At 63.0% G+C, this 25,128-nt stretch carries 18 protein-coding genes; 9 read left to right on the forward strand and 9 right to left on the reverse strand.

The genetic code is table 11. The features are described from left to right. Positions 1–5 precede the first annotated feature (5 nt). The 3 genes from SB822_RS25715 (at position 6) to SB822_RS25725 (ending at position 3,102) form a co-directional block, all read left to right on the forward strand. Positions 6–431, forward strand: coding sequence for a helix-turn-helix domain-containing protein (locus SB822_RS25715; protein ID WP_410855917.1), 426 nt, complete (start codon positions 6–8; stop codon positions 429–431). Between the two features lie 317 nt (positions 432–748). After that, positions 749–1,426: an alpha/beta hydrolase gene (locus SB822_RS25720; RefSeq protein ID WP_410855918.1), complete on the forward strand. Its 678-nt coding sequence runs from the start codon at positions 749–751 to the stop codon at positions 1,424–1,426. A 53-nt stretch (positions 1,427–1,479) separates the two neighbouring features. Beyond that, complete coding sequence (locus SB822_RS25725) at positions 1,480–3,102, forward strand: AAA family ATPase (RefSeq protein WP_410855919.1); 1,623 nt, start codon at positions 1,480–1,482, stop codon at positions 3,100–3,102. Positions 3,103–3,112: 10 nt separating this feature from the next. On the opposite strand, the gene SB822_RS25730 is transcribed toward SB822_RS25725, so the two are convergent. The 3 genes from SB822_RS25730 to SB822_RS25740 form a co-directional block, all read right to left on the reverse strand. Continuing rightward, positions 3,113–4,024 carry a hypothetical protein gene (locus SB822_RS25730; protein ID WP_410855920.1) on the reverse strand — a complete coding sequence of 304 codons (912 nt, stop codon included), beginning with the start codon at positions 4,022–4,024 and terminating at the stop codon, positions 3,113–3,115. A 137-nt stretch (positions 4,025–4,161) separates the two neighbouring features. Further along, positions 4,162–4,830, reverse strand: a complete 669-nt coding sequence (pdeM, locus tag SB822_RS25735) for a ligase-associated DNA damage response endonuclease PdeM (protein ID WP_410855921.1) — start codon at positions 4,828–4,830, stop codon at positions 4,162–4,164. Next, positions 4,830–7,502 (reverse strand): ligase-associated DNA damage response DEXH box helicase, encoded by a 2,673-nt coding sequence (locus tag SB822_RS25740; protein ID WP_410855922.1) that lies wholly within the window; start codon positions 7,500–7,502, stop codon positions 4,830–4,832. The genes pdeM and SB822_RS25740 overlap by 1 nt, the downstream gene beginning before the upstream one ends. Before the next feature lie 185 nt (positions 7,503–7,687). Here SB822_RS25740 and SB822_RS25745 point away from each other — a divergent pair, with 185 nt between their 5' ends. Beyond that, complete coding sequence (locus SB822_RS25745; RefSeq protein ID WP_410855923.1) at positions 7,688–8,863, forward strand: diguanylate cyclase domain-containing protein; 1,176 nt, start codon at positions 7,688–7,690, stop codon at positions 8,861–8,863. Between the two features lie 28 nt (positions 8,864–8,891). Here the strand turns inward: SB822_RS25745 and SB822_RS25750 are convergent, their stop codons facing one another. Continuing rightward, on the reverse strand, positions 8,892–9,776 hold the full coding sequence (locus SB822_RS25750) for a LysR family transcriptional regulator (RefSeq protein WP_410855924.1): 885 nt from the start codon (positions 9,774–9,776) through the stop codon (positions 8,892–8,894). Between the two features lie 144 nt (positions 9,777–9,920). On the opposite strand from SB822_RS25750, the gene SB822_RS25755 reads away from it, so the two are divergent. Continuing rightward, positions 9,921–10,556: an NAD(P)H-dependent oxidoreductase gene (locus tag SB822_RS25755; protein WP_410855925.1), complete on the forward strand. Its 636-nt coding sequence runs from the start codon at positions 9,921–9,923 to the stop codon at positions 10,554–10,556. A 17-nt stretch (positions 10,557–10,573) separates the two neighbouring features. Here SB822_RS25755 and SB822_RS25760 read toward each other — a convergent pair whose 3' ends face one another. The 4 genes from SB822_RS25760 to SB822_RS25775 all read right to left on the reverse strand — a co-directional run bounded on the left by SB822_RS25760 (position 10,574) and on the right by SB822_RS25775 (position 15,553). Then, positions 10,574–11,968, reverse strand: coding sequence for a short-chain fatty acid transporter (locus SB822_RS25760; RefSeq protein WP_007584536.1), 1,395 nt, complete (start codon positions 11,966–11,968; stop codon positions 10,574–10,576). A gap of 413 nt (positions 11,969–12,381) precedes the next feature. Beyond that, positions 12,382–13,950 carry a methyl-accepting chemotaxis protein gene (locus SB822_RS25765; RefSeq protein ID WP_410855926.1) on the reverse strand — a complete coding sequence of 523 codons (1,569 nt, stop codon included), beginning with the start codon at positions 13,948–13,950 and terminating at the stop codon, positions 12,382–12,384. 184 nt (positions 13,951–14,134) lie between these two features. Further along, on the reverse strand, positions 14,135–14,848 hold the full coding sequence (locus SB822_RS25770) for a GNAT family N-acetyltransferase (RefSeq protein WP_410855927.1): 714 nt from the start codon (positions 14,846–14,848) through the stop codon (positions 14,135–14,137). A gap of 126 nt (positions 14,849–14,974) precedes the next feature. Further along, complete coding sequence (locus SB822_RS25775; protein WP_007584544.1) at positions 14,975–15,553, reverse strand: TetR/AcrR family transcriptional regulator; 579 nt, start codon at positions 15,551–15,553, stop codon at positions 14,975–14,977. A 132-nt stretch (positions 15,554–15,685) separates the two neighbouring features. On the opposite strand from SB822_RS25775, the gene SB822_RS25780 reads away from it, so the two are divergent. After that, on the forward strand, positions 15,686–16,663 hold the full coding sequence (locus SB822_RS25780) for an SDR family NAD(P)-dependent oxidoreductase (protein WP_410855928.1): 978 nt from the start codon (positions 15,686–15,688) through the stop codon (positions 16,661–16,663). Between the two features lie 113 nt (positions 16,664–16,776). On the opposite strand, the gene SB822_RS25785 is transcribed toward SB822_RS25780, so the two are convergent. After that, the gene (locus SB822_RS25785; RefSeq protein WP_007584546.1) at positions 16,777–17,112 is read right to left on the reverse strand and encodes a transcriptional regulator; all 336 of its coding nucleotides are present in this window, start codon (positions 17,110–17,112) and stop codon (positions 16,777–16,779) included. A 297-nt stretch (positions 17,113–17,409) separates the two neighbouring features. On the opposite strand from SB822_RS25785, the gene SB822_RS25790 reads away from it, so the two are divergent. From SB822_RS25790 to SB822_RS25800, 3 genes are all read left to right on the forward strand, one after another. After that, on the forward strand, positions 17,410–18,099 hold the full coding sequence (locus SB822_RS25790; protein ID WP_410855929.1) for a type 1 glutamine amidotransferase domain-containing protein: 690 nt from the start codon (positions 17,410–17,412) through the stop codon (positions 18,097–18,099). 71 nt (positions 18,100–18,170) lie between these two features. After that, positions 18,171–19,010 carry an enoyl-CoA hydratase/isomerase family protein gene (locus SB822_RS25795; RefSeq protein ID WP_007584548.1) on the forward strand — a complete coding sequence of 280 codons (840 nt, stop codon included), beginning with the start codon at positions 18,171–18,173 and terminating at the stop codon, positions 19,008–19,010. A gap of 155 nt (positions 19,011–19,165) precedes the next feature. Further along, complete coding sequence (locus SB822_RS25800; protein ID WP_410855930.1) at positions 19,166–25,120, forward strand: AAA family ATPase; 5,955 nt, start codon at positions 19,166–19,168, stop codon at positions 25,118–25,120. The last annotated feature ends 8 nt before the right edge of the window (positions 25,121–25,128 follow it).

Raw genomic sequence — 25,128 nt, forward strand, 5'->3', positions numbered from 1 at the left:
CATATATGCACACGATCGCATCGGGGCTCTCGAGTCAATATATCTCCCTAATAGAACTCGGACGGAACCCGTCCCTCGACACACTCTCATCGATTGCTGCGTTACTGGGATGCAAAGTATCGGACATCAAGCTTGCCGTCAGCTGCATTCGTTCCCTTCCAACCGGAAGAGGAACTCTCAGTGCGTGGATTTCGCTCGCATGGATGGCCGCCTCACTGATTGCGGCACTCAATCGGGCTTGCGGACATCGGGAACAGAATTGTTTGTTTGTGTACCCATCGGGATCAGATTGCTTTGTTCCGCGATGCCTGCGGAGCCGAAGCGACGGTGATCGGCTGAAAACATCGCTTCGACCGTTCGGGTGCGGTAGATTTTTCAACGCTCGACCTTTGCAATCGTCGGTGCAGCGATGGTTGACAAGGCCAATTTAAAACAAGGAGTTGCGTCTAGGTCAGAACCATTTGTAAGTGTCCGCTAGCATAATGCTATGCCCATGGATCAGCCTTATTTGTCTAAATTCGTCACGTCAGATTTGTTTGTTCCGGGTCAGGTTTCGTTTGTCCGTCACCACCAGCGTGGTTCCCAAACTCCATCCCCACACCCACGCTTCATGATATATTACATATCAACACACAACAGTCGCTGCCGCTCGCATCATCACCAGCGCCTTAACCGCCTACCCGGCTCATAGCCGCAACTGGCAGGAATACTCATCCGTGCGCGCCACGCGCTCAATACAGGTTCCACCATGTTCGATCCGTCGCTGCTTGGCCGCCTGTCCTTCATTCCCGCCGACGCGGCCAAAGCACCATTACCGCCGGGCCGCAACCGGCTCGGCATCGCCGGTGACCGCGACGCCATCCTGTTCGTCCCGTCCGACCTCGACACGCGCGAGCCCATACCGCTATTCGTGATGTTCCATGGCGCAGGCGGCTTTCCGGACAAGGTTCTACCTTTCATCGAAGAGCACGCCGAGCGCGACAAGTTTCTCGTCCTTGCGCCGCATTCGATGTACGCAACCTGGGACATCGTGATCGGCGGCAGCGGCCCGGACCTGGAGCGGCTCGAACGCGCGCTGGTCGAAGTGACGTCCCGCTACCAGATCGACCATAACCGCCTCGCCTTCGCCGGCTTCTCGGACGGCGCAAGCTACGCACTGTCGATCGGCATCACGAACGGCGATATCGCAAGTCACGTGATTGCGTTCTCTGGCGGCTTCATGTCGGTCTTCACACAGGAAGGCGCACCCAAGGTTTTCATCGCGCACGGCCTGGCCGACGAACAACTGCCCATCGAGACCAGCGGCCGCGCGAACGCAGCCAAGCTGAAAGCCGCGGGCTATGACGTGCAATACATCGAATTCAACGGACTGCATGCGATCCAGCCTGCCATCACAAGCATGGCGATCGAGTTCTTTCTCAGTTAGCTGGCGCGCTGCCGTCACCCGCGTCGCCGCCACCCTCAGATACGAGTGCGTCTATGGACTTTGAAATACCGGAATCACTGGTGCATCCGCTGCTTGCGATGATCGAATCGGAATCGCCGCTCGCAAGACAGCTCAATCAGCACGGCGCATGTCACGGCAGCATGGTCGTATCGAGCGCGCTGTTCGATTCGAGATCGCTGAATACGCTGTATTCGCTGAGCAAGGCGAATAACGAACGCGCGCTGATGTTCCAGATGCTCGCGCTCGACAACATCTACAACGCGCCGCAAGCGCGCATCATTCCGGGCCTCGATCAGCTCGTGCCGGGCCTGGTTGCGTATCTGTCGCGCGACGCGATCGACGGCTGGCTCTACAGCCGCGCGAAGGACGGCACGTTGCTGCCGTGGCTAGTGCGCCGCATGCGCGTGGTCGAGCCCGAACAGGGCATGCCGTACGTCGTCGTCGACATGCTGGCGAATACGATGCAGTCCGCGAACTCCGAGCGCACCGAGCATCACATGCGGCACGCCGGCATGACGACGTCGCTGGTGATCAACCGGCACGACATCGTGAACCGCACGATTCCCGAACTGCTCGCCGAATTCGGCTTCTACAAGGAATGCGCCGAATTCAAGCTCGAATACGAACGGCACGCGCAGCGTTTCCTCGAATTTCAGCCGCGTTTCGGTGCGCAGTTCGTGGTGTCGAAGGCTGCGTATACGATCGATGAAAAAGCCGGCGCCGAGTTGATCCGCATTCCCGAAGGCGTGAGCGCAAAGTGCGTGAACGACGAAGAGACGCTGGAGCGCCGCTTCCTGATGACAGCCGACGCCGAGTTCTGGCGCGACGCGAACATCGACAGCGGCTTCGACAAGGTGCCGCTACATTGCTACGTGTGCCTGTTTCACATGGAATGGCACCGCGATATCTGGGTGCATGTCCAGCATATGGCGGTATACCGCTATCAGCCGGAACTGCGCGACAAGCTGGTCCTGCCGTCCAATCACCGCGATCTGATCGACATTCTGACGTCGAAGACGAATGTGTTCGTGCAGGACTTCGTGCCGGGCAAATCGGGCGGCACGACGATTCTTTGTCAGGGCGCGCCTGGCTTGGGCAAGACGCTGACCGCGGAGGTCTATTCGGAAGTGGTCGGCAAGCCGTTGTATCGCGTGCATTCGGGGCAGCTTGGGACGACTGCGGCGTCAGTGGGCGCGGCGCTGTCGGGCATCCTGCAGCGCGCGACACGCTGGGACGCGATCCTGCTGCTCGACGAAGCCGACGTCTACATCCGACGTCGCGACAACGATCTCGAACACAATGCGATCGTCGCGGAGTTCCTGCGCACGCTCGAGTATTTCAACGGCTTGCTGTTCATGACGACCAACCGGATCGACGATGTCGACGACGCCATCCTGTCGCGCTGCATCGCGAAGATTCACTACGCGACGCCGCCAAGAACCGACGCGGTCCGCTTGTGGACGCTGCTGGCCGCGCAACTGGGCGCGGACCTCGGCGGTGAACTGATCGAAGCGCTCACCAACGCGTGGCCACAATCGAGCGGACGGGACATCAAGGAACTGTTGAAGCTGACCACGCGCTATTGCCGCGCGAAAGAGATCCCGCTATCGGAGGATGCGTTCAGGATCTGCGCGACGTTTCGCGGGCATGCGTGACGGCGTGTGCTCATGACGTCGTGTCCATCGGATCGTCGGTGGTGTTGTTCGCGGCGTTCGTTTGACGGTTTCTGATGAGTTCGTCGAGCATCGGCTTTCCGTCCATGTTCTGGCGATACCACATGTTCATCATCTGTTGGCCGACCATCGGATCGACGCCTTGGGACGACTTGTGCAAGGTCGCTCCGCGCGCGCTTTCCGAGTGAACGTTGGTCTTCGGTAGCGCTACGCCGCCTTTTGCCGGCTCGCCGTGTGCGTTGTACGGAGAGTAGGCGCGCGCCGTTGCATCGAGCAGCGAGTCCATGTTTGCGTGCGCGCTTTTCTCGCCGACGCCATGCATCTCGCGCAACGACGTGAATGCGCTGTGCGCGGCGGAGTCTCTCGGCTTGTTATGGTTGTCCTTGTCGATCTGGAATTTGTCGTTGCTGAACTGCAAAGTCGGCACGTCGGTTTCACGGACGTTGAACGCGCCGGCAACCGCCGTGGCGCCACGGCCGAGCACTTTCGCCTCGTCAGATTGCGTGCGATTGACGGATGAGATCGACGGAGAGTGATCGCCGGCATTCGGCGCGTCTGTTTTCTTGATCAGATCACCCGGCTTTGCTGCGCCAAGCGCGCCGATGGGTGAGGCCGACGGGTCGTGCAGCGTTGCCTCGCCGTGCGTTGCGAGTGACTTGCCTTTGCCGCCCGACGCCTTTGCAATGCCGTTTCCGGAGATGCCGAACCGGGTCGCTTCCGTATGCCAGTCGGCGGGCGCGTCGTTCGTCGACGCGGTCTTCTTCTGCCTCGCGGACGGCGGCATGCCGGGCAACGGGCTGGAGGCACGACGCTTGACACCTGCCGTTGACGGCGTCGGCTGGCTCGGGCCGGCAGTGGACGTTGCGGCGATATGGGACGGCGAACCGCCGTTGACTTTGGGCATGATGAAACGACCTCCCGTGACGATCCGGACATTGAACGTCCGCACAGTCTGGCTCGGAGCGGCGAGTGAAGCCGTCAGCACGCGCATGCATGTCGCGCGATACGAAGCGGTCGGAGCCTTGCCAATACGCGACGCTTCTATCGACGCTCGCGCACTGCAATCACTCGGTTCTGCGCGACCGCATAGATCGCCGCATCGTCGGCGGACTGGTTGACGACGAAACCGCCCGTGAACGCGCCGAACGCCGGCAGCACACCGCATCGCGCGGCAAAGCGGAAGCAGGGCACGCGCACGGAATCCGCGCGGCTCGCGATCACATAGACGGGATGCTCGTGACCCGCGAGCACGTACGCGCCGTCGATCACCTGCGGGTAATGACACAACGCCCACGGCCCATGCCGCCACGGTTCTAGCACCGTCTCGACACCGAGCGACGGCGGCAGCAGTCCGGCACTCCGATCGTGATTCCCTTCGACCATCACCATGCGCACCGACGCATGCCGCGCGCGCCATTCACCGAGCGCCTGCATCGTCGCGCTGCCGAGCGATTCGCGCCCATGCAGCAGATCGCCGAGAAACACAATCGACTCGGGCGCGTGCGCAGCGATCAGCGCATCGAGCCGCGCGAGATCGTCGGCCGTCGCGCCGGCCGGCACGGGTACGCCATGCGCGCGAAACACGGCATCCTTGCCGAAGTGCGCATCGGCGATAAACAGGCTCTTCAGTTGCGGATCGAAAGCGGCGCGCTGCGCGGACAATTGCAGCGGATAACCACCCACATCGACGGTCACGGTTTCGAACGTCATCAGCGCGCTGCCTTGTCGAGTTCGGCCAGCATCCTCTCGATGCGGTCCGCGAGCTTTTCGGTGCTGACCTTTTCGCGGATACGCCCGACTATCAGCGGAAACGCGAACGGCGTGGGCTTCTTCGGCTGCGTCAGCGCAAGGCGGCTCGCGCGCATCGCGTCGAGCGCGCGCCGGATGCGGTCGAGATCGAGTTCCTGCAACTTCACTTCGGCGTCGGCCTGCGTCAGCAGCAGATTGTCGTTGTCGTGCTTTCGAAATACCTCGTAAAACAGGCCGCTCGACGCCTGCAATTGCCGCGCGCTTTTCTGCTGTCCCGGATGCGCCTGATAGACGAGACCCGCGACGCGCGCGATTTCGCGGAAGCGGCGCATTGCGAGTTCGGAGGCGTTGAGGCTGTCCATGATGTCGTCGGCAAGGCGCGTGGAAGAAAACAGACCTTCGGCAATCAGCGTCGCCCAGTCGAACGGTTGCGACGACAACAGTTCGAAGCCGTAGTCGTTGGCGGAAATCGAGAACGTGCCCGGCCGGTCGCGCGCCGCGCGCCAGCCGAGCAGCGACGCAAGGCCGATATGCGCGACGCGCCCCGCAAACGGATAACAGAAGAAGTGATGGCCTTCGCGCGTCCGCAGTATTTCGGCGACCAGCAGTCCCGTTTCCGGCAATGCCGACCAGTTCGTCTGCAACTCCAGCAACGGCCGGATCGCGATCATCTCCGGCTCGACGTACACGCCGCGATCGGCTTCGGCGAGCATCGCGAGCGTCGCGTCCGCCAGCTCGGACGAGAGCGGCATTTTGCTGCCTGCCCACTGCGGCATCGCGCCTCGTGATGAAGTCGCGCGCCGCACATAGGCCGTCATCTCGCGCACGCGCACCAGTTCGAGCGTGCGGCCGCCGAACGTGAACACGTCGCCGGGCTTCAGGCGCGAGATGAACGATTCCTCCATCGATCCGATCCGTCCGCCCGTGAGCCACGCGACGTGCAGCGTCGCGTTGGCGACGATCGTGCCGACGTTGCTGCGGTGTCGGCGGATCAGATCGTCGCGCAGCACGCGATACACGCCGTCATCGTCACGCACGACGCGGTGAAAGTCCGGATACGCGCGCAGTGACGGTCCGCCGCGCTCCACGAACGCAAGCGCCCAGTCGAATTCCTGTTGAGTCAACTCGCGATACGCGAACGTCGTGCGAACCTCGTCGAACAGTTCGGGCGCCTTGAAGCCGCCGCCGATCGCGACCGTGACGAGATGCTGGACCAGCACGTCGAACGGCTTGCGCGGCGTATCACGGCCTTCGATGCGCCGCGCTTCGGCGGCACGCCGCGCCGCCGCGGCTTCGACGAGTTCGAGCGCGTGCGTCGGCACGATCGTGATGCGCGACGCGCGGCCCGGCGCATGCCCTGAGCGTCCCGCGCGTTGCATCAGTCGCGCGACGCCTTTCGGCGAGCCGATCTGAAACACGCGCTCGACGGGCAGAAAGTCGACGCCGAGATCGAGGCTCGATGTGCAGACGACAGCCTTCAGCTTGCCCGTCTTCAGGCCATCCTCGACCCATTCGCGTACTTCCTGCGCAAGCGAGCCGTGATGGAGCGCAATCAACCCGGCCCAGTCCGGGCGCAATTCGAGCAGCGCCTGATACCAGATCTCGGTCTGCGAGCGCGTATTCGTGAACACGAGCGAGGTGCGCGCTTCGTCGATGCCCTCGGCGACGGGTCCGACCTGACGCGTGCCTAGATGGCCGCCCCACGGAAAGCGTTCGATCGTCGCGGGAATCAGCGTGTCGATGATGAGCGTCTTCGGCTGCATGCCGCTCATCGACACCCGAGGCGTGCGAACGGGCGCGAGCAGCACGTCGGCGGCGAACGGAAGATTGCCGAGCGTCGCCGATAGTCCCCATACCTGAAGATCCGCGCGCCAGCGCGCCAGATGCGCGATCGCAAGTTGCATCTGCGTGCCGCGCTTGTTGCCGAGCAGTTCGTGCCATTCGTCAACGACGACGAGGCGCACATGCTTCAGTGCTTCGCGGGCATCGCTGCGCGTGAGCATCAGCGACAGGCTTTCGGGCGTCGTGACGAGCGCGCTCGGCATGCGCCGGCTCTGGCGGGCGCGCTCCGTCGAACTGGTGTCGCCCGTGCGCAAGCCGATCGTCCACGGCACGCCGAGTTCGCGCGCTGCGCTTTGCAAGGCGCGGGCGGTGTCGGCGGCGAGTGCGCGCATCGGCGTGATCCACAGCACCGTTAGCGGGTCCGCGAGCGCGTGCGGCGTGTGATCGCCGAATGCGGCCATCGCGCCGAACCAGACCGCCCATGTCTTGCCCGCGCCCGTCGTCGCGTGCAGCAGTCCGCTGGCGCCGTCTGCGATGGCATGCCACACGTCGCGCTGGAAAGCGAAGGGCTGCCAATCGCGCGTGTCGAACCACTGCTGGATGCGGGCATCGAACGGTGTCTTTGCCTTGTCGGGGTCGGGCGCGTAGGCGGTGGGTGTGAATGCGTCCGGCGCGGGCGCGGCGCGCCTGGTCGGGATGCGGCGAGGCCGGGGCGCGCGGCGTCGCGTTGCCGGGCTGGCCGCATCGTCGATGCCGGACGCATCGGCGGGATCGCGATCAGGATCAGGATCAGAGGCCGCGTCGGCTGCGGACTGCGTGGCGTTGCGCTCGGGATCGATCGGATCGGTCATAGGGTGACATAAATCGCGGACGCCCGATGGCGTTCGTTGCCGGACGGTATGCATCACACAGCATGGCGCATGCCCACGTTGACAACGGTAATGAAGCGATGCCTGACGATCATGATGTAGCCTTATTTTCAGCGTAAAATGCCACTGCCGCCGCCATGTACCGGCGTAGTGCCCTTACGTCAGCGATGCATGTCGATCTTAATACGCTTTATCTCCTTCTAATCGGGACTCTCCTCGCCAGTGCGTTGATGACGCTCTGGGAGCGACGCGTTCACCCGAAGCGCAGCAGGGAACTGGGAATATTGGCAGCGGGTTTCGCCACGCTGGCCATCGGCTGCGCGGCGGCTTCCTGGCGTCGCGAGCTTCCCGGCGCGCTCGGCTCCGCGCTGAGCAATCTCGTCATTGTCAGTGGTTATCTACTGGTTCTGCATGGCGTGGCCGCGCTGAACGGCCGCAAGCATGTGCGCCTTTCGCTCGCCGTGCTCGTGCTGCTTGCGCTTGCGTGGGTCATTGCCGGCGCGAAATGGCAGGACGTGATGTGGATGTATCCGAGCGCGATTCCGATCTCGGTTGCCTCCGGCATGACGGCGTTCGAACTGGCGCGCGGCGACGGCAGGAAGCGCCTGCAGGGGCAGCAGATCGCGATGCTGGTGTCGGGCGCGCATGCCGTCTTGTACGCATTCAGGGCGTTGATCCTGCCCTGGCTCGTCGCGAAGTTCGGGTTCGACTTCCTGATGACCGCGAGCAAGATCACGATGTATGAGGGCGTGCTGTATTCCGTCGTTCTCCCCATGACCTTGCTGCGGTTGGTGCGCGACGAATCGCACGGGCAACTGCTGCAGCAATCGCAGACGGATTTTTTGACGGGCCTTGGCAATCGTCGATGGTTCTTCGAGCAGGGCGCGCGCATGATCCGTGACGGCGGCGCGACGCGGCCCGTTTCGCTGCTCGCCATCGACCTCGACCACTTCAAGAAGATCAACGATCGCTACGGCCACGAGACGGGCGACCGCGTGCTGACATCGTTCGCCGACATTGCCCGCAGCGTGCTGGGCGCCGACGTGCTGCTGGCGCGCATCGGCGGCGAGGAGTTCGCGGCCCTGTTGCCCGGTCACGATTTGTCCCATGCGAAAGCGGCGGGCGAAGCGCTTGTCGAATCGTTCGGCGAGACCATCACGCTCAATGCCAGCGGCGCGGGCATCCAGGCCACCGTCAGCATCGGCGCGGCGCAAGCCGGCAGCGATGGCACCACCCTGGGCGATCTGCTCGCCGCCGCCGACGAGGCGTTGTATCGCGCGAAATCGCTGGGCGGCAACCGGCTCGAAGAGGCGCGCGCCGACGCGCGCTCGGCAGCGGCTTGATCGGCGGCCCGATTCGCAATTCAAGCGCTCACGGACGCGCCAGTTCTTCCGATAGAAACTGGATCAGCGCGGTCACGCGACGGTGAGGCGCTGCGGCCGGATACACCGCGTACAGATCGACCTGCTCCGCGATGCAATCGTCTAGCGCCGTTTCGAGCGTTCCCTCCGCCAGCTCCGTGCGGATGTCCCAGCGGTTCTTGATGATCACGCCCAAACCCGCCACCGCCCACTCGCGCAGCACGACGCCGTCGCTGGCCTGACGGTCGCCTGAGACCTTCACGTTGATCTGCTTGCCCGCCACGCGAAAGCGCCACGCGGCGAGCGGCGCGCCGGGCCGCGCCAGAATCAGACAATTGTGATTCGCCAGATCGCCGGGCAACGTGGGCTTGCCATGAACACGCCAATAGTCCGGCGATGCGCACACCACGCGCTCGCCGCGCACCAGCAGACGCGCGTGCAGATTCGAATCCGCGAGCGGGCCGTTGCGCAGCGCCAGATCGATATGCTCGTCGATCAGATCGACGGTGCTGTCGCTCAGCAACAGGCTCATGTGTATGCCCGGGTGAAGCGCCTGGAAGCGGTCGAGCAGGGGCCGTAACTGAACGCGGCCGAAGTCGTTGGTGGCCGTCACGCGAATGGGACCTGCGAGCGGCCCGTCTTCCTTGAGGCTCGCGAGCGTCGAATCCCATTCCGCGATGATGCGCCGCGCGCTTTCCAGCAGCGCCAGACCCTCGTGCGTGAAGACGAGTCGACGCGTCGTGCGGGTGATCAGCGTGGCGCCGACTTCCTGCTCCAGCTGATTCACCGCCAGCGTCACGGAAGACGTCGCCATGGTTCGCTGTCTCGCCACGGCAGAAAAGCTGCCGATCTCGGCGACATCGATCAGCAGGCGCAGCGCATCGATGCGGTCCATCTTTTGAGTTACTCGAAAGGTGAATTGGACTGTGCCCGGTTTATCGCGTAGGGGCCACTCAGTATAGTCATCGCAAGTGCTTCGAGGCGCGCTTCACCGCCAGCCTGGAAGCGAATCGATTAGCGTCTGTCTGCAGGAGCCGACATGAAAACCCTCGTCATCATCGCCCATCCCGACATCGAGAACTCGCGTGGCAACAAGGCACTGCGCGATGCGATCGCGCAAGAGCCGGACGTCACGGTCCGCGAGCTGTACAAGCTGTATCCGGACTTCAACATCGACGCCGCGCGCGAACAGCAGTTGATCCGCGAGCACGGCCATATCGTGCTGCAGTTTCCGTTGTACTGGTATAGCAGCCCGTCGCTGCTGAAGAAATGGCTGGACGATGTGGTCAACGACACGCTGTTCGGCAGCGCGCCGGAGAAGTCACTGGTGCTCGATGGGCGCACGTTGCAACTGGCCGTCACCATCGGCCGGATTCGCGAACGCTATTTTCCGGAGACGAACGACCACGTGTGGGCCGACGACGTCCTGCGGCCATATCTGAAGCCGGAACTTGTCGAGCAGCACGGCACGCAGATCGTCGACGCGCTGCTGATGCCGTTCGAGCAATCCGCGCATCTCGCGGGCATGCACTACGGCAAGCCGCTCATCACATATAACGTGGGGCCGTTGAGTCGACGCGGATCGATCAGCGAAGCGGAGATGGCGGCGCGTGGCGACGAATATCGTCAGCTGGTCCGCAACCTCGGCGAAGTCTCGCAAGAGGTTGCGGCGTGACGGGAGCTTGATGGGCTTTAGTGCACGAGCCAGAGTGCCGCCGCGTAGATCACGAGCGACACGGCGAACGTGACGGCCGTATAGCCCATCACGCGCTGAATGCGGATGCCGGCAATCGCGACGATCGGCACGGCCCAGAACGGCTGCAGCATGTTCGATACGTTCTCGGCCATTGCCACGCCCATCGCGGTGCGCGGCACCGACGCGTGCAGGCTGATCGCCGCGGGCAGAACGAACGGACCCTGCACGGCCCAGTGACCGCCCGCGCTCGGCACGAGCAACGTGATGATCAGCGAGCTCAGATAGCTCCAGACAGGCAGTGTGGCGGGCGTTGCGATCGTCACGAAGGCTTTGGCGATCATCGACGCGAGCCCGGTGCCCTTCATGATGCCCATGATGCCGCCATACACTGGGTATTGCAGCAGCATCGAACCCGTCTGGCGCGCGGCGCGCCGGATCGCGTTCGCATACGCGATCGGCGTGCGCTGCAGCGCGAGGCCGATCAGCAGGAAGATCAGGATCGTCGTGTTGATGTCGAGGTCGAACTTGTTCTCGCGCCATTCCATCGCGAGGTAGCCGACGCCGAGCACGAGCAGAAGCAGCGTGCCGAGCATCGACTGTTCGAGGCGCGATGCGAAGGTTGCCGGGCCGTCGCTGCTGCGTGCGTGTGGGTCGGCGCTGGATGCGTCGTCGCTCGTATCGCCCGCATCACTGAACGCGACCACGTTGTCCGATTTCGGATGCATCTTGATGAAGATCGCCGTCATCACGACGACGACCAGCACCGTCGGGATAAACACGAACGGAGCGAAGATGGTCTCGGTCAGCGGCACGACATGGCCGGTCGCCTTCTCGACGAGATTGAGCGCGTTGCCATGCGAAGCCTGCGACAGCGCGATCGAACTGGACAGCCCGCTATTGCAGATCGACCACGCCGAATAGCTGCCGGCGACGAGCCACGCGAAATCGACATGGACGCGCCGGGCGATTTCGCGCGACAGCAGCGCGCCGACGATCAGGCCGAGTCCCCAGTTGAGCCACGCGGCGATCGCGACGACAGGGAACACCAGCAGCGCAGCGCGCGCGGGTGTCTGCGCGTGGGCCGCCAGCGCGCGCAAGCCGCGCTGGACGATGGGCGCCTCGGCGATCGCGTAGCCCGTCGCGAGAATCAGGATCATCTGCAGCGCGAAAGCCAGAATGCCGAAGGTGCCCGTGTACCACGAGTCGAGCAGCGTGGGCACGTTGCCTGTCGGCGCGATCAGCAGCGCCAGCACGGCCACGACGAACGTCAGGCAGATGGACAGCACGAACGGGTCAGGCATGACCCGCTCGAAAACATAGACAAGGCCTTCGACGATGCCGCGCGGCGCGGCGGGCTGGAAGGCGGCGGTGGGGGAGGTGTCTCGCTTCATGTTTCTCGCTCGGTGTGGCGTCGGTCCGCCTGTGGGCGGCGCGGACGGAATCGACACGCGGCGTGTGAGTGCGTGACGCATGCACCGCTGGAAAGCTTGACGTCACCTGAATGTCAGGTGGTTGTTGGGGCAGGAATTCCGGGGTGAAGCTCAGGCCTGGACGCAACAGATGGGTGGCGCGTCCGCGCTTTGCGTGTGATTCGTCTTGCGTTGCTGATGTTCGTTAGTCGAACATGGTTTCGTTAAACGAACGCTTCATTATTCGTCTTATGCGCGTTGTATGTCAAGACAACGCGGCGTTCGTTTAACGTGCAACGCGCCGATTTGACGGCGCGCGCTTTCGGGTAGCTTGCGGATGAATCGTGGCGTCAAACGATTGTCAGCCACGGCCCGCGAAAACGTCCCGAATCACTTCACACGTGAGCCAAAGCGCGCTCGACGCGGAACACCGACACCGTGCTCTTCAACGCAACCGTCTGTTCTTCGAGTGCGAGCGCAGCCGCCGAAGCCTGCTCGACGAGCGCGGCATTCTGTTGCGTGACCTGATCCATTTGCGTGATCGCGCGGTTCACCTGCTCGATGCCTTCCGATTGTTCTTCCGATGCCGCCGCGATCTCGCCCATCAGATCGCTGACCCGGTTCACCGAGATCAGGATGTCGGCCATCACCTGGCTGGCCTTGTCGACCTGTTGCGCGCCCGCTTCCACGCGGCCGAGCGAATCGGTGATGCGCTCCTTGATTTCCTTCGCGGCACTCGCGCTACGCTGCGCGAGCGAGCGGACCTCGCTCGCCACCACCGCGAAGCCGCGGCCTTCGTCGCCGGCGCGGGCGGCTTCCACTGCCGCGTTCAGCGAAAGAATGTTGGTCTGAAACGCGATGCCCTCGATCACATTCGTGATGTCGGCGATCCGGCCCGACAGATCTGACAGCCCTTGCATCGTCGCCACGACTTCCTGCGCGGCGCGGTTGCCTTGCTCGGTGATCATCGCCGTGCTCATCGCGAGTTGCGTGGCCTGCTTCGCGTTGTCGGCGTTCTGGCGCACCGTGCTCGTCAACTGTTCCATCGACGACGCCGTCTCCTGCAATGCCGCCGCCTGTTCCTCGGTACGCTGCGACAGATCGGTGTTGCCGCTTGCCATCTGATGCACGCCCGTCGCGATGGTGTCCGTGCCGCCGTGTACCGCGTGCACGATCCCGGCGAGGCTGCGCTTCATTTCCTTCATCGAGTCGAACAGCTGGCCGATTTCGTTCGTGGATTCGTGACGGATCTGCACGGTGAGGTCGCCGCGCGCCACGTGCTGGAGGACGCTCATTGCTTCTTTGAGCGGCAGCACGACGGTGTGCTCGAGCGTGTAGTAAACGAGCAGAATCAACGCGCACGACAACACCAGCAAGCCGATTGCGACGCCCATCAACACCGATTTGGCGTGCGCCTTCTCATCCTTCAGTTGCGTCGTTTCATCCTCGGCCACTTTGAAGAACGCATCCGCCGACTTGCCGAATGCCGCACTCGTCTGCGTCATTGGCCCTTCGTTCGTTGCAGCATACGCGGTGACATCGCCGGAGCCGATTGCCGTGAACAGCAGATCGATCGCGTTGGCGTGCGCAGTGAACGTGTCGGCGACCCGTTTTGCCGCGTCCTGTTGAGCGGCTGTTTCCTTCGTGATGTTTTCGAACGCGGCGAACGACTTCTTCGCGAGGTCGTAGTAGCTTCGAGCTGCGGCGACGGCGGCGTCCTTGTCAGCGGGGTTCGTGGACAGCGCGATGAAAGCCCGGCTCAACGCGCTACGGGCTTTCAGGTTGTTGATATAGACGTCTTTGAGGTCGACCGTTTCGGCGTTGAGAGTGCTGATCCGCTCCGACAATCCGTTGTTCTTCGTGAGCGAATAGATCCCAAGCAACGCGGTGACCAGAACCAGCATGCCAAACAGCGAGAGAACCGCGATAAAGCCCGTCCGCACGGGCAGATTCTTCAATTTCATAGTTTTCGTTTTCACAGTGAGCCACGATGTTGTCCCCCCGCAGCCGAGCGCGAGAGCAAAGGCCGCAGGACGTTGCTGCGGCCTTGTTAACGGTCACATGAATGAGAACTTGACGGTTGCGGAGAGCGGAAAGCGCGGTTTGCGAGCGTGCGGACTTTTGTGAATCAAATGTGACGAGCGGTATTCACGCCTGCATCGCATGGCCGATCCGGTTGAGAACGAACTCGCGGCGCAACTCGAAGCCGAGCTTTTCATACAGGCGGATCGCTGTCGTGTTGTGACTGAACACGTGTAGAAAAGGTGTCTCTCCGCGCTGCGTGATTTCTCTGCGCAAGATGTTGATCAGCCGGCCTGCGAGGCCTTTGCCGCGCCAGTCGTCATCCACGCAGACGGCGCTGATTTCGACGTATCCGTCGAGGCTCATCCGTTCGCCCGCCATCGCAACCAGCCGCCCCTGATCGCGAACGCCGATGTAGTGGCCCATTTCGTGGGTACGCGTGCCGAACGGGCCCGGTTTGGTTTTTTGCGCGAGATCGAGCATCTCTTTCGCGTCGACGTTGGCCAGACGGATCACGTCCAGATCGTCTGCGGTTTCGGCTGCGTCACCCGCAGCGACCATCTGATGGATCGTGCCGGCATGAACGACCTGAAGCGTTTCGATTCCAGCGAGAGGCTCCAGCGACAACAAGGCAACCTGTTCGTGCGGCTGCAGAAGCTGGTGCAGCGCCTCGTATGCAGCGGGCGTATCCGACGCCAATGCCGCGAACGGCGCCACGTCGGGGTGATAGCGGCGCGCGAGCGCATCGCCGAGTCCGAGATGCGCCTGGCGCGTCGTGAGCGCCGTCCAGATCGGGCGGTCGAGGTTGGCTGTTGTCGAACGATGCGCCGTGCTGCTCATGATTGCTCCAGCTGCGAAGATTGATCGGAGGTCGTCCGAGATCGGACAGGACCAATGTAATCAGAAAACCGCGTCCGAGCCATTGCCGCAAATGACATTTTCGACGTCATTTGCGCCAGGCGCGACTCACGCGCCCGGCCGCGACCCGATCAGCAGGATATCCACCAGCCTGCGCGCGCTTTGTTGCCAGTCCGGCGCCGACGCGACGTTCGACACCCCGACGAGCGCGCGAAACAGGTCGAGCGGATCGAGATCGGCGCGAATATCGCCGCTTTCGATTGCGCGCGTGACGAGCGAATGAATCGCGTCCACGATCTGCGCGCCCGACGATTCGAACACCTTCGACGGGCCGCCCACCAGCGAATTCAGCGCGGGCGCGATGATCTTCTTCGTCGCGATGTAGTCGACGAACAGCAGCATCCACGCTTTCAGCGCATCGATGGGCGGCATCGTCTCGCTCAGCCTGCGCTCTTCTTTCGCGAGCTTCTCGACTTCGGCGCGGTAGACGCTCTCCAGTAGCGCGTCGCGGGTAGGAAAGTGCCGGTAAAGCGTGCCAGGCCCGACGCCCGCCTGACGGGCGAGGTCTTCGAGACTGATATCGGCGCCTTCGCGCGTGAACGCCTTCTTCGCCTCTTCGAGAATACGCTCGCGATTACGCAGCGCATCGGCGCGCGGCTTCCGTTCCTTTGGCGTCGAGTGATTCATTTAACCCTTTGTCGTACCTTTTAGTGCTTGCAAACGGAGACTGTCTCCGCTTATCCTGTAAAAACGGAGAGGGACTCCGTTTTATCCCTCATGACGCAAAACGTCAACCTTACTGCGAACAGAGAGGCGGAAATGGCTGAAAAATTGGGTGCGACATCGACGACAGACGACGTGCTTGCGGGCATCGATCTACGCGGCAAGCGGATTCTCGTCACGGGCGTGTCTGCCGGACTCGGCGTGGAGACGGCGCGTTCGCTGGCCTCGTGTGGCGCGAACGTCGTTGGCGCTGCGCGCGACCTCGACAAGGCGGCGCGCGCAATCGCCGCAGCGCGCAGCGACGCGGCCTCGGGTGAGGGCAGCATCGATCTGGTCTCGCTCGATCTCGCGAGTCTTGAGAGCGTGCGCGCATGCACTGACAAACTGCTGGACGAAGGCAAACCGTTCGACGTGATCATCGCGAATGCGGGCGTGATGGCGACGCCCTTCGGCAGAACAGCGGATGGATTCGAAACGCAGTTCGGCACGAACCATATCGGCCACTTCGTGCTCGTGAATCGCCTCGCTCCGCTTTTGCGATCGGGTGGGCGCGTGGTCATACTGGCATCGTCGGGGCACCGTTTCGCGAACGTCGATCTCGACGATCCGAACTTCGAACGCACGCCCTACGATCCCTTCGTTGCGTACGGACGCGCGAAAACGGCGAACATCCTGTTCGCGGTCGCCTTCGACCAGCGGCATCAGGCACGCGGCGTGCGCGCGGCAGCGGTCCATCCGGGCGGCATTCAGACGGAACTCGCCCGTCACATGGACGAAGGGCAAATGGCCGGGCTGCTGGAAACAATCAACAGTCAGCTTGCGTCCGAAGGAAAGGCGCCGTTCCAGTTCAAGACCGTTCCGCAGGGCGCCGCGACTTCGGTGTGGGCAGCCGTGGTTGCATCGGCGGACGAGGTCGGCGGCCGATACTGCGAGAACTGCCACGTGAGCGAAGTCGTCGCCGACGACGTCGTCATTACGCCCGTCAGCGAAGGCGTACGCCAATACGCGCTCGACGCTGCGAATGCCGAGGCGTTATGGCGCAAGACGGAAGAAATGGCCGGCGAATCGTTCTGACGCTTTAGCGCTCTGGCCACTGCACGAACTGCGCCGCAACGCAGTTCGCTTGCAGATGCAACCCGTTCGGATAGTGCCGCGCCTGTCGCGGTCACGCTGGCGGAAATGACCGGCTATCGCTCTTCCCCCGCCATCGACATGCCGGCCCTCGCAGCCGGCATGTCCCATTTAGGCGTCAACCGGTAGCCGCGTCCCGGTATGTTCTGAATCAGGCGCCGGTCTTCGCCCAATGCCTTGCGTAAAGCGCAAACGTGCACGCGTATGTTCGACTCCTCGACGACCGTGTCGGGCCACACTTTACGAAGAATATCTTCGAGCGACACGACCTGGCCGTGCGCCGCCATCAGCACGGTAAGAATATCGAATGCGCGGCTGCCCAACGGGATGGCTGTCCCACGTACCTGGATTTCCCGGGTCGACAGATTGACGTCGATGCTACTGGCCTTCATGTTCGTTTCTCACGAGTAGACAACTGCTTCTCGAATGATCCGCATCAGTTTGGAAAGCGGGAGGGTCGCAAAGGCGAACGGTCTGTCGGCGGGGTGGATGCGGCACCTGGAATGATGAAACCGCAAGTGGTTCATCGAGTCGATAGCACATACGTATCGACACCTATACTTTGGTATTAGCGCACGGCCCTTCGTTTGTCGGCGCTACCGGCAAGGGCTATATTGCACTTGCCACTTTACGTGGATCGCCCCGTTCAATCGGTAGCTACATCATTCTTTCATCATGCGAGTGCGACAATGAAAATCCTGATGGTGTTGACGTCCCATGATCAACTCGGTAACACCGGGAAGAAGACAGGTTTCTGGTTAGAGGAATTCGCGGCTCCCTATTTCACGTTTCTCGATGCTGGCGTGACGATAACCGTCAGCTCACCTAAGGGTGGACAGCCGCCGCTCGATCCGAAGAGCGACATGCCAGAAGGCAAAACAGAGCTGACAGAGCGTTTCAAGAACGATCCCGCCGCGCAAAAGGTGCTCGCCAACACGGTGAAACTCAGCACGGTCAAAGCGGACGACTACGACGCGGTGTTCTATCCGGGCGGACACGGCCCGATGTGGGATCTGGCGGAAGACCCGCTATCCGTTGCGCTGATCGAGAACTTCTACAACGCCGGCAAGCCCGTCGCGCTCGTGTGTCATGCGCCGGGCGTGCTACGACATGTGAAGGTGAATGGTGAGCCGCTCGTCAAGGGCAAGCGCGTGACCGGGTTCACCAATTCGGAAGAAGAAGCCGTGCAACTCACGAAGGTCGTGCCGTTTCTCGTCGAAGACGAACTGAAGCGGCTGGGCGGATTGTTCGAGAAGGTCGACGACTGGCAGAGCTTTTCGATTATCGATGGCCGCCTCATCACGGGGCAGAATCCCGCTTCGTCCACGGCCGGTGCACGCGACCTGCTCAAAGTGCTCGATCAGTTGCATTCGAAATAACGAGCGTTGCGCCCATTGAACCTGGCTGCCCCGAAAGAAGGGCCGCTTCAGCCTGAAGGATGGAGATTGATATGACCAACGACAGTTCGAATCAGCAGTTTCGGATTGAACGTCGCAGCCAGGCCTACTGGCGCGTGATCATCGACAACCCGCCTTTCAACATCTTCGGACCGGACTCGATGCCGCAGTTGAATGCCGTCGTGACGGCGCTCGAAACCGATCCCGAAGTCAAGGTGGTGGTGTTCGAAAGCGCGGTGCCGGATTTCTTCCTCACGCATTACGACTTCGTTCCTCCCTTGCAGGAGACCACGAGCATGCCGCCGGGGCCGACAGGCATGCCGCCGTTGCCGGATATGCTCTCGCGGCTGGGGCGGGCGCCCGTCGTATCGATCGCGTCGATCAGAGGCCGCGCGACGGGCGTCGGCAGCGAACTGGCGCTCGCCAGCGACATGCGCTTTGCAAGCCGCGAAAAAGCGCTGCTTTCGCAGTGGGAAGTCGGCGCCGCGCTGGTGCCGGGCGGCGGGCCGATGAATCGCCTGTCGCGTCTGATCGGGCGCGGGCGCGCGCTGGAAGTGCTGTTGAGCGGCAACGATATCGACGGCGAACTGGCGGAGCGCTATGGCTACGTGAACCGCGCATTCGCGGACAGCGAACTCGACGCATTCGTGGACGGGCTAGCTTCGAGAATCGCGTCGTTCGATAGAGAGGCGCTCGTCGCGATCAAGCGTCAGGTGAATGCCGTGACCTTGCCGCCCGACAAGGACGTCGCGCCCGAATGGGACGCTTTCATCGCGTCGGTTGGCCGTCCGCAGGCGCAGGAACGGATCGCGCAACTGATGCAGCTCGGGCTGCAGAAGAACCACGATGTGGAAGCGCGGCTCGGCTATTACACGGGCACGCTGGGGCGCTAGCCCGCAAGACAACGCGTTTCTCCGACGAAGGTTGCGCGCGCCCGTTGTGGCCGCAACCGTCGTTTCCAGCAACGCGGCCCTTCGGGGCGCGATCGCATTCTTGCATGTTAGGCTATTCCCGATTCGTTACGTGAGGCGAAACCGGGGGCTTCGTCATGGACTTCACTGGGTTTCAGCTGGAGCTGCTCCACGACGACTGCGATCTATCGTTGTGTCGCGCCTCACGGCCCGACACCCCTGTCTCGCTGCTCGCGCTGATCGCCACGCGCCCGGCATCGCAAAGCGTCACGCGCCTCGAACACGAATACGAGCTGGCCTCGCTGCTCGATACGCGCTGGGCCGCGCAGCCGGTCGCGCTCGACCTCGGCAGAGTGCCGCCGATGCTCCTTCTCGACGACGACGGCGGCGACCCGCTGGTGCGCCTGCTCGGCCAGCCGCTAGAACTCGCGCGATGTCTGCGCATCGCCGCCAATCTCGCGCATGCAATCGGCCAGGTGCATGGACGCGGCCTCATTCACAAGGATATCAAGCCTGCCAACGTGCTCGTCGACGGCGACGACAGTGTTCGGCTCACCGGCTTCGGCATCGCGTCGCAACTGCTGCTCGAGCATCAGCCGCCAGCGTCGCCTGAAATCATCGCTGGTACGTTTGCCTACATGGCGCCTGAGCAGACGGGCCGCATGAACCGCTCGATCGACGCACGCAGCGACCTGTACTCGCTCGGTGTCACGCTCTACGAGATGCTCACGGGCGCGCTGCCTTTCGCGGCTGCCGATGCGATGGAGTGGATTCATTGCCATATCGCACGCAGGCCTGTGCCGCCGGAAGAGCGCGTGAGCGACCTTCCGGCGCCTGTCGCGCAGATCGTGCTCAAGCTGCTCGCGAAGACGGCGGAAAACCGCTATCAAACGGCGGCTGGCGTCGAGGCGGATCTTCGTGCGTGCCTCGCCGCTTGCGAAACGAACGAGGAGATCGTGCCGTTCGCGCTCGGCACGCGCGACGCTTCCGACCGGCTGCTGATCCCCGAAAAGCTGTATGGGCGCGAGGCGCAGATCGACGAGATCGTGGCGGCGTTCAACGGGGTCGTCGCGGGCGGCCCGAGCGGGCTGGTGCTGATCTCCGGCTATTCCGGCATCGGCAAGTCGTCGGTCGTCAACGAGTTGCACAAGGTGCTGGTGCCGCCGCGCGGTCTGTTCGCATCCGGCAAGTTCGATCAGTACAAGCGGGATATTCCGTATGTGCCGCTCGCCCAGGCCTTCCAGTCGCTGGTGCGCGATCTGCTGAGCAAGAGCGATGCGGAGATCGAACCGTGGCGGCGCGCGCTGCTGGATGCGCTCGCGCCGAACGGCCAGGTGATCGTCAATCTGATCCCGGAGCTTGCGCTCATCATCGGCGAGCAGCCGCCCGTTCCGGCGCTGCCGCCGCAAGAGACGCAGAACCGCTTTCAGATCGTGTTTCGCCGCTTTCTCGGTGTGTTCGCGCGGCACGAGCATCCGCTCGCGCTCTTTATCGACGATCTGCAGTGGCTCGATACCACCACCCTCGATCTGCTCGAACATCTCGTCACGCACCCCGATGTGAAGCACGTGTTGCTGGTCGGCGCCTATCGCGACAACGAAGTCGACGATGCGCATCCCCTCGCGCGCACGCTTGGTGCGATCGCTCGCGCTTGCGGCAACGTGCATCGGATCGAGCTTGCGCCGCTCGCGCCCGACAGCGTAGTGCAACTCGTCGCCGATGCGTTGCACTGCCCGGCCGCGACGGCGGCCCCGCTCGCGCAACTGGTGTACGAAAAGACGGGCGGCAATCCGTTCTTCGCGATCCAGTTCCTGACCACGCTCGCAGACGAATCGCTGCTTGCCTTCGACCACGACGCTTCGCGATGGACCTGGGACTTGCCGCGTATCCGCGGGAAGGGCTTCACCGAGAACGTCGCGGACCTGATGGCGGCAAAGCTGACGCGTCTGCCCGATGCGACACGCGAAGCATTGGGGCAGCTTGCGAGCCTCGGCAACGCCGCTGACTTCGCGACGCTGACGCTCGTGCATGGCGAACCGGAGGCGTCGATACACGCCAAGCTGTGGCTGGCCGTGCGAGCGGGCCTCATCTTTCGTCTTGACGGGGCTTACGCGTTCGCGCACGACCGCGTGCAGGAGGCGGCCTACGCGCTCATTCCGATAGAGAAGCGCGCGGCGACGCATGTGCGGATCGGCCGGGCGCTCGCGTCGCGGACGGCGCCCGAAGCGCTCGAAGAATCGATCTTCGATATCGTCAACCAGCTCAATCGCGGCGCCGCGTTGATCGAGACGGACGAAGAACGCGAGCGCACTGTCGCGCTGAACCTGATGGCGGGCAGGCGTGCGATGCGATCGACGGCATATGCATCGGCACGACGCTATCTGGCGCAAGGCGTCGCGTTGCTTTCGCAAGATGCCTGGACGCAACGCTACGAGAGCACGTTCGATTTGTATCTGGCCTACTCGGAATGCGAATACCTCGCCGGCGATTTCACCGATGCCGATGCGCTGTTCGACATGCTGCTGGAGCGCGCGCGCTCGAATCTGGACCGCGCGAAGGTGTTCGGCCTGCGAATGTCGGCCTACCAGGTGGCCGGGCGATTCGACGAGAGCTTCGATGTCGCGCGGCTTGCGCTGCGCGATTTCGGCGTGCTGCTTCCCGACGCCGAACACGATGTCGGGCCTGCCGTCGATGCCGTGTTGCAGCAGATTCCGTCGTACCTCGCGGGACGGGCGATCAGCGAACTCGTCGATGCGCCCGTCGCGCAAGACCCCGCCATACGCGCGGTGGTCGATCTTCTGGTCGAAGCGATGCCGTGCGCCTTTATCGCGCGGCCTGCGTACTATCCGCTCATCACGCTGAAGGCCGTCATCCTGTCGCTGCAGCACGGCAATACCGACAACTCGAGTTTTGCGTACGGCAATTACGCGTTGATGCTGGTGTCGAGCCTCGGCGACATTCCCTCTGCCGTGCAGTTTTCCGACATGTCGCTGCGTCTGAACGAGAAGTTCGACAACCGGCGCTTCTACGGAAAGCTGTTGCACCTGCATGGCAACCACATCAACTTCTGGCGGAGGCATATCGTGACCGATCTGCCGATCCTGGAGCGCGCGAGTGTGGCGTGCCTCGAAGTGGGCGACCTCGTGTTCGCCGGATACCTCGCCTTCACGACGGTATGGCAAACCATCGAGAAAGGGGCGGTGCTCGACGAGGTTCAGCCGCTATCGGAGAAGCATGCCGCGTTCGCGCGGCAAAGTCACAACGACGCCGTGCTCGAAACGATCCGGCTCGAACAGCAATTCGTCGCCAGCCTGCGTGGCCTCACGACTGACCCGCTCAAGCTGGGCGACGCGATGTTCGACGACGCCGCCTGTTTCAGCGCGATCGAGAAAGCGAATTTCGGCTGCGGGATCGTCTTCTATCACATCATGAAGCTGATCCTCGCGTTTCACGACGGCCGGTACGACGATGCGTCGAAGGCCGCGAGCGACGCGGCGCCGATGCTGGGCGCGGCGATGGCGCTGCCCATCGAACCGACGTTTCACTTCTTCGACGCGCTGACGCTGGCGGCGCGTTATCCCGCTGCCAGCGTGGAAGAGCAACAGGCGTGGCGCGACCGGCTCGCGGAAAAACTGGCGAAGTTCGAATCGTGGAGCACGCATTGTCCCGAGAATTTCCGTCACCGTCATGCGCTGCTCGCCGCGGAAATTGCGCGCATCGAAGGCCGCGATTCCGACGCAATGCATTTCTATGAGGAAGCGATCCGCGCGGCGCGGGAGCACGGCTTCATCCAGTATCAGGCGCTCGCCCATGAACTGGCCGCGCAGTTTCATGCGGCGCGCGGCCTCGAAACCATCGCCGACACCTATCTTTTCAATGCGCGTTCCTGCTACGAACGCTGGGGCGCGAAAGGTAAGGTTCATCAACTGGCACGAACGTACGCTCAGTTGCGGCACGAGCCGGCGAGTCTCGATGGCACGATCGCGACCTCGAACGAACAACTCGATCTCGCGACCGTGGTCAACGTGTCGCGCGCGATCTTCAGCGGCATCGACCTGAACGAGCTGATCCACACGCTGATGGTGCTCGCGCTCGAGCACGCGGGCGCGAATCGCGGCCTGCTGATCTTCAAGCGCGGCAACGAGTTGCGAATCGAAGCGGAAGCAACGACGGTGCATGACGGCGTGGACGTGCGCCTGCCGAAAATTCGCGCGACGGGCAGCGAGCTTCCCGAATCGGTGCTGCGCTATGTGATCCGCACGGGAGACAGCGTGCTGCTCGATGATGCATCGGCGCGCAGTCCGTTTTCGTCGGACGAGTACGTGCGCCGTCACGACTGCCGTTCGATTCTGTGCCTGCCGCTCGTCAAGCAAACGCGGCTGATCGGCGTGCTTTACCTCGAAAACAACCTGACTTCCGATGCCTTCACGCCCGCCCGCACGGCGGTGCTACGGCTGCTGGCGTCGCAGGCCGCGCTGTCGCTCGAAACGGCGCGTCTCTACGCCGATCTGCAGGATGCTGAAGCGCTGCTGGCCGACGCGCAACAGCTGAGCCACACGGGCAGCTTCGACTGGCATGTGTCGAGCGGTGAACTGATCTGGTCGAAAGAGAGCTTCCGGATTTTCGGCTTCGACGCCGGCGCCAATCCGACCGTCGACATGATGTTCGGCCGCGTGCATCCCGACGACATCACCTTCGTGCGCCTCGCCTTCGACCGCGCGACGCACGACCGCCAGCCGTTCGACGTCGAACACCGGCTGTTGATGCCCGACGGGTCGATCCGGTATCTGCAAGTGGTGGCGCGCGTCGTGGTCGACGCGGAAAACAGCTTGCGCGTACTCGGCGCGCTCAAGGACATCACAGTGCGCAAGCGGGCGCATGCCGCGCTCGAACGCAGCGAGCACCGCTATCGCAGCCTGTTCTTCGACATGCCCGTGGGACTCTGGCAGATCGAGGCGCAGCCCTTGATGGCGCTGCTCACGGAGCTGCGCGCGCAAGGCGTCGACGATCTGTCCACGTATATCGACGACCATCCGGGCTGGCTGGATCGTGCGATGGAAATGCTGATCGTCGAAGAGGTCAATCACCACGCGGCACAGATGTTCGGCGCGAAGGACAGGAGCGCGTTGCTCGGGCCGCTGCCGTGGGTCTGGCGGGAAAGCCCCGGAACGTTTCGGCGGGCGCTCGAAAGCCGCTATGGCGGCAAGGCGATTTTTCAGGAAACGACCAAGCTGCCCACGCTGGACGGGCGGATTATCGACGTTCTCTTTACGATCGCGCGTCCGAGTTCGGCCGAAGATCTGGGCATCGCGCTCATCAGTCTCGTCGATCTGACCGAGCGCGTGCGCGCGCAGGATATGCTGCAACGGCTCCAGGCCGACTTCGCGCACGCCGCGCGCATTTCGATGCTGGGCGAGCTGACGGCTTCCGTCGCTCACGAACTGAACCAGCCGCTTTCCGCTATCGCGATGAACAGCGCGATCGGCAACCGCTGGCTCGATCGTGCCGTGCCCGACGTCGCGGAGGCGCGGCAGATCAACGTGCGGATCGGCGCCGATGCGCGGCGCGCGGTGGACATCGTCGATCGCATTCGGGGCATGGCGCTTCGGCGCGGCCCGAAGCGCGCGGTCGCGCAACTCGACGAACTGATCGACGAAGCCCTCATTTTTCTGCAGCATGAAGTGCAGTCGCGCGGCGTCATCGTGTTGCGCCAGCGTGCCGCTGTGCTGCCGATGGTATTCGCCGATCGCATTCAGTTGCAGCAGGTAGTCGTCAATCTGCTCGTCAACGCGATGCAGGCGATGGAGCAGGCGGGCAGCTCCGAGCGCAAGATCACGATCCGCACGGCGACGCGCGAGGACGCGACCGTCTACTGCGCGACGGAAGACAGCGGACCCGGCATCGCGCCGGAAGACCTCAACCGGCTGTTTCAGAGCTTTTACACGACCAAGGAAAACGGCATGGGAATGGGCCTGCCGATCTGCCGCACGATCATCGAAGCGCACGGCGGGCGTATTGCTGCCGATAACGGCTCGGTGCACGGCGGCGCGCGCTTCCATTTCACGCTTCCAGCCGGCGATGCCGCTAGCTGACTTCTGGC

The sequence above is a fragment of the Paraburkholderia sp. SIMBA_054 genome, assembly GCF_046534875.1.
Lineage (GTDB): Bacteria > Pseudomonadota > Gammaproteobacteria > Burkholderiales > Burkholderiaceae > Paraburkholderia > Paraburkholderia hospita.

Coding starts and splice junctions, on each gene's coding strand:
- SB822_RS25715 (WP_410855917.1), top strand. CDS start 6: ATGCACACGATCGCATCGGGGCTCTCGAGTCAATATATCTCCCTAATA.
- SB822_RS25720 (WP_410855918.1), top strand. CDS start 749: ATGTTCGATCCGTCGCTGCTTGGCCGCCTGTCCTTCATTCCCGCCGAC.
- SB822_RS25725 (WP_410855919.1), top strand. CDS start 1,480: ATGGACTTTGAAATACCGGAATCACTGGTGCATCCGCTGCTTGCGATG.
- SB822_RS25730 (WP_410855920.1), bottom strand. CDS start 4,024: ATGCCCAAAGTCAACGGCGGTTCGCCGTCCCATATCGCCGCAACGTCC.
- pdeM (WP_410855921.1), bottom strand. CDS start 4,830: ATGACGTTCGAAACCGTGACCGTCGATGTGGGTGGTTATCCGCTGCAA.
- SB822_RS25740 (WP_410855922.1), bottom strand. CDS start 7,502: ATGACCGATCCGATCGATCCCGAGCGCAACGCCACGCAGTCCGCAGCC.
- SB822_RS25745 (WP_410855923.1), top strand. CDS start 7,688: ATGCATGTCGATCTTAATACGCTTTATCTCCTTCTAATCGGGACTCTC.
- SB822_RS25750 (WP_410855924.1), bottom strand. CDS start 9,776: ATGGACCGCATCGATGCGCTGCGCCTGCTGATCGATGTCGCCGAGATC.
- SB822_RS25755 (WP_410855925.1), top strand. CDS start 9,921: ATGAAAACCCTCGTCATCATCGCCCATCCCGACATCGAGAACTCGCGT.
- SB822_RS25760 (WP_007584536.1), bottom strand. CDS start 11,968: ATGAAGCGAGACACCTCCCCCACCGCCGCCTTCCAGCCCGCCGCGCCG.
- SB822_RS25765 (WP_410855926.1), bottom strand. CDS start 13,950: ATGAAATTGAAGAATCTGCCCGTGCGGACGGGCTTTATCGCGGTTCTC.
- SB822_RS25770 (WP_410855927.1), bottom strand. CDS start 14,848: ATGAGCAGCACGGCGCATCGTTCGACAACAGCCAACCTCGACCGCCCG.
- SB822_RS25775 (WP_007584544.1), bottom strand. CDS start 15,553: ATGAATCACTCGACGCCAAAGGAACGGAAGCCGCGCGCCGATGCGCTG.
- SB822_RS25780 (WP_410855928.1), top strand. CDS start 15,686: ATGGCTGAAAAATTGGGTGCGACATCGACGACAGACGACGTGCTTGCG.
- SB822_RS25785 (WP_007584546.1), bottom strand. CDS start 17,112: ATGAAGGCCAGTAGCATCGACGTCAATCTGTCGACCCGGGAAATCCAG.
- SB822_RS25790 (WP_410855929.1), top strand. CDS start 17,410: ATGAAAATCCTGATGGTGTTGACGTCCCATGATCAACTCGGTAACACC.
- SB822_RS25795 (WP_007584548.1), top strand. CDS start 18,171: ATGACCAACGACAGTTCGAATCAGCAGTTTCGGATTGAACGTCGCAGC.
- SB822_RS25800 (WP_410855930.1), top strand. CDS start 19,166: ATGGACTTCACTGGGTTTCAGCTGGAGCTGCTCCACGACGACTGCGAT.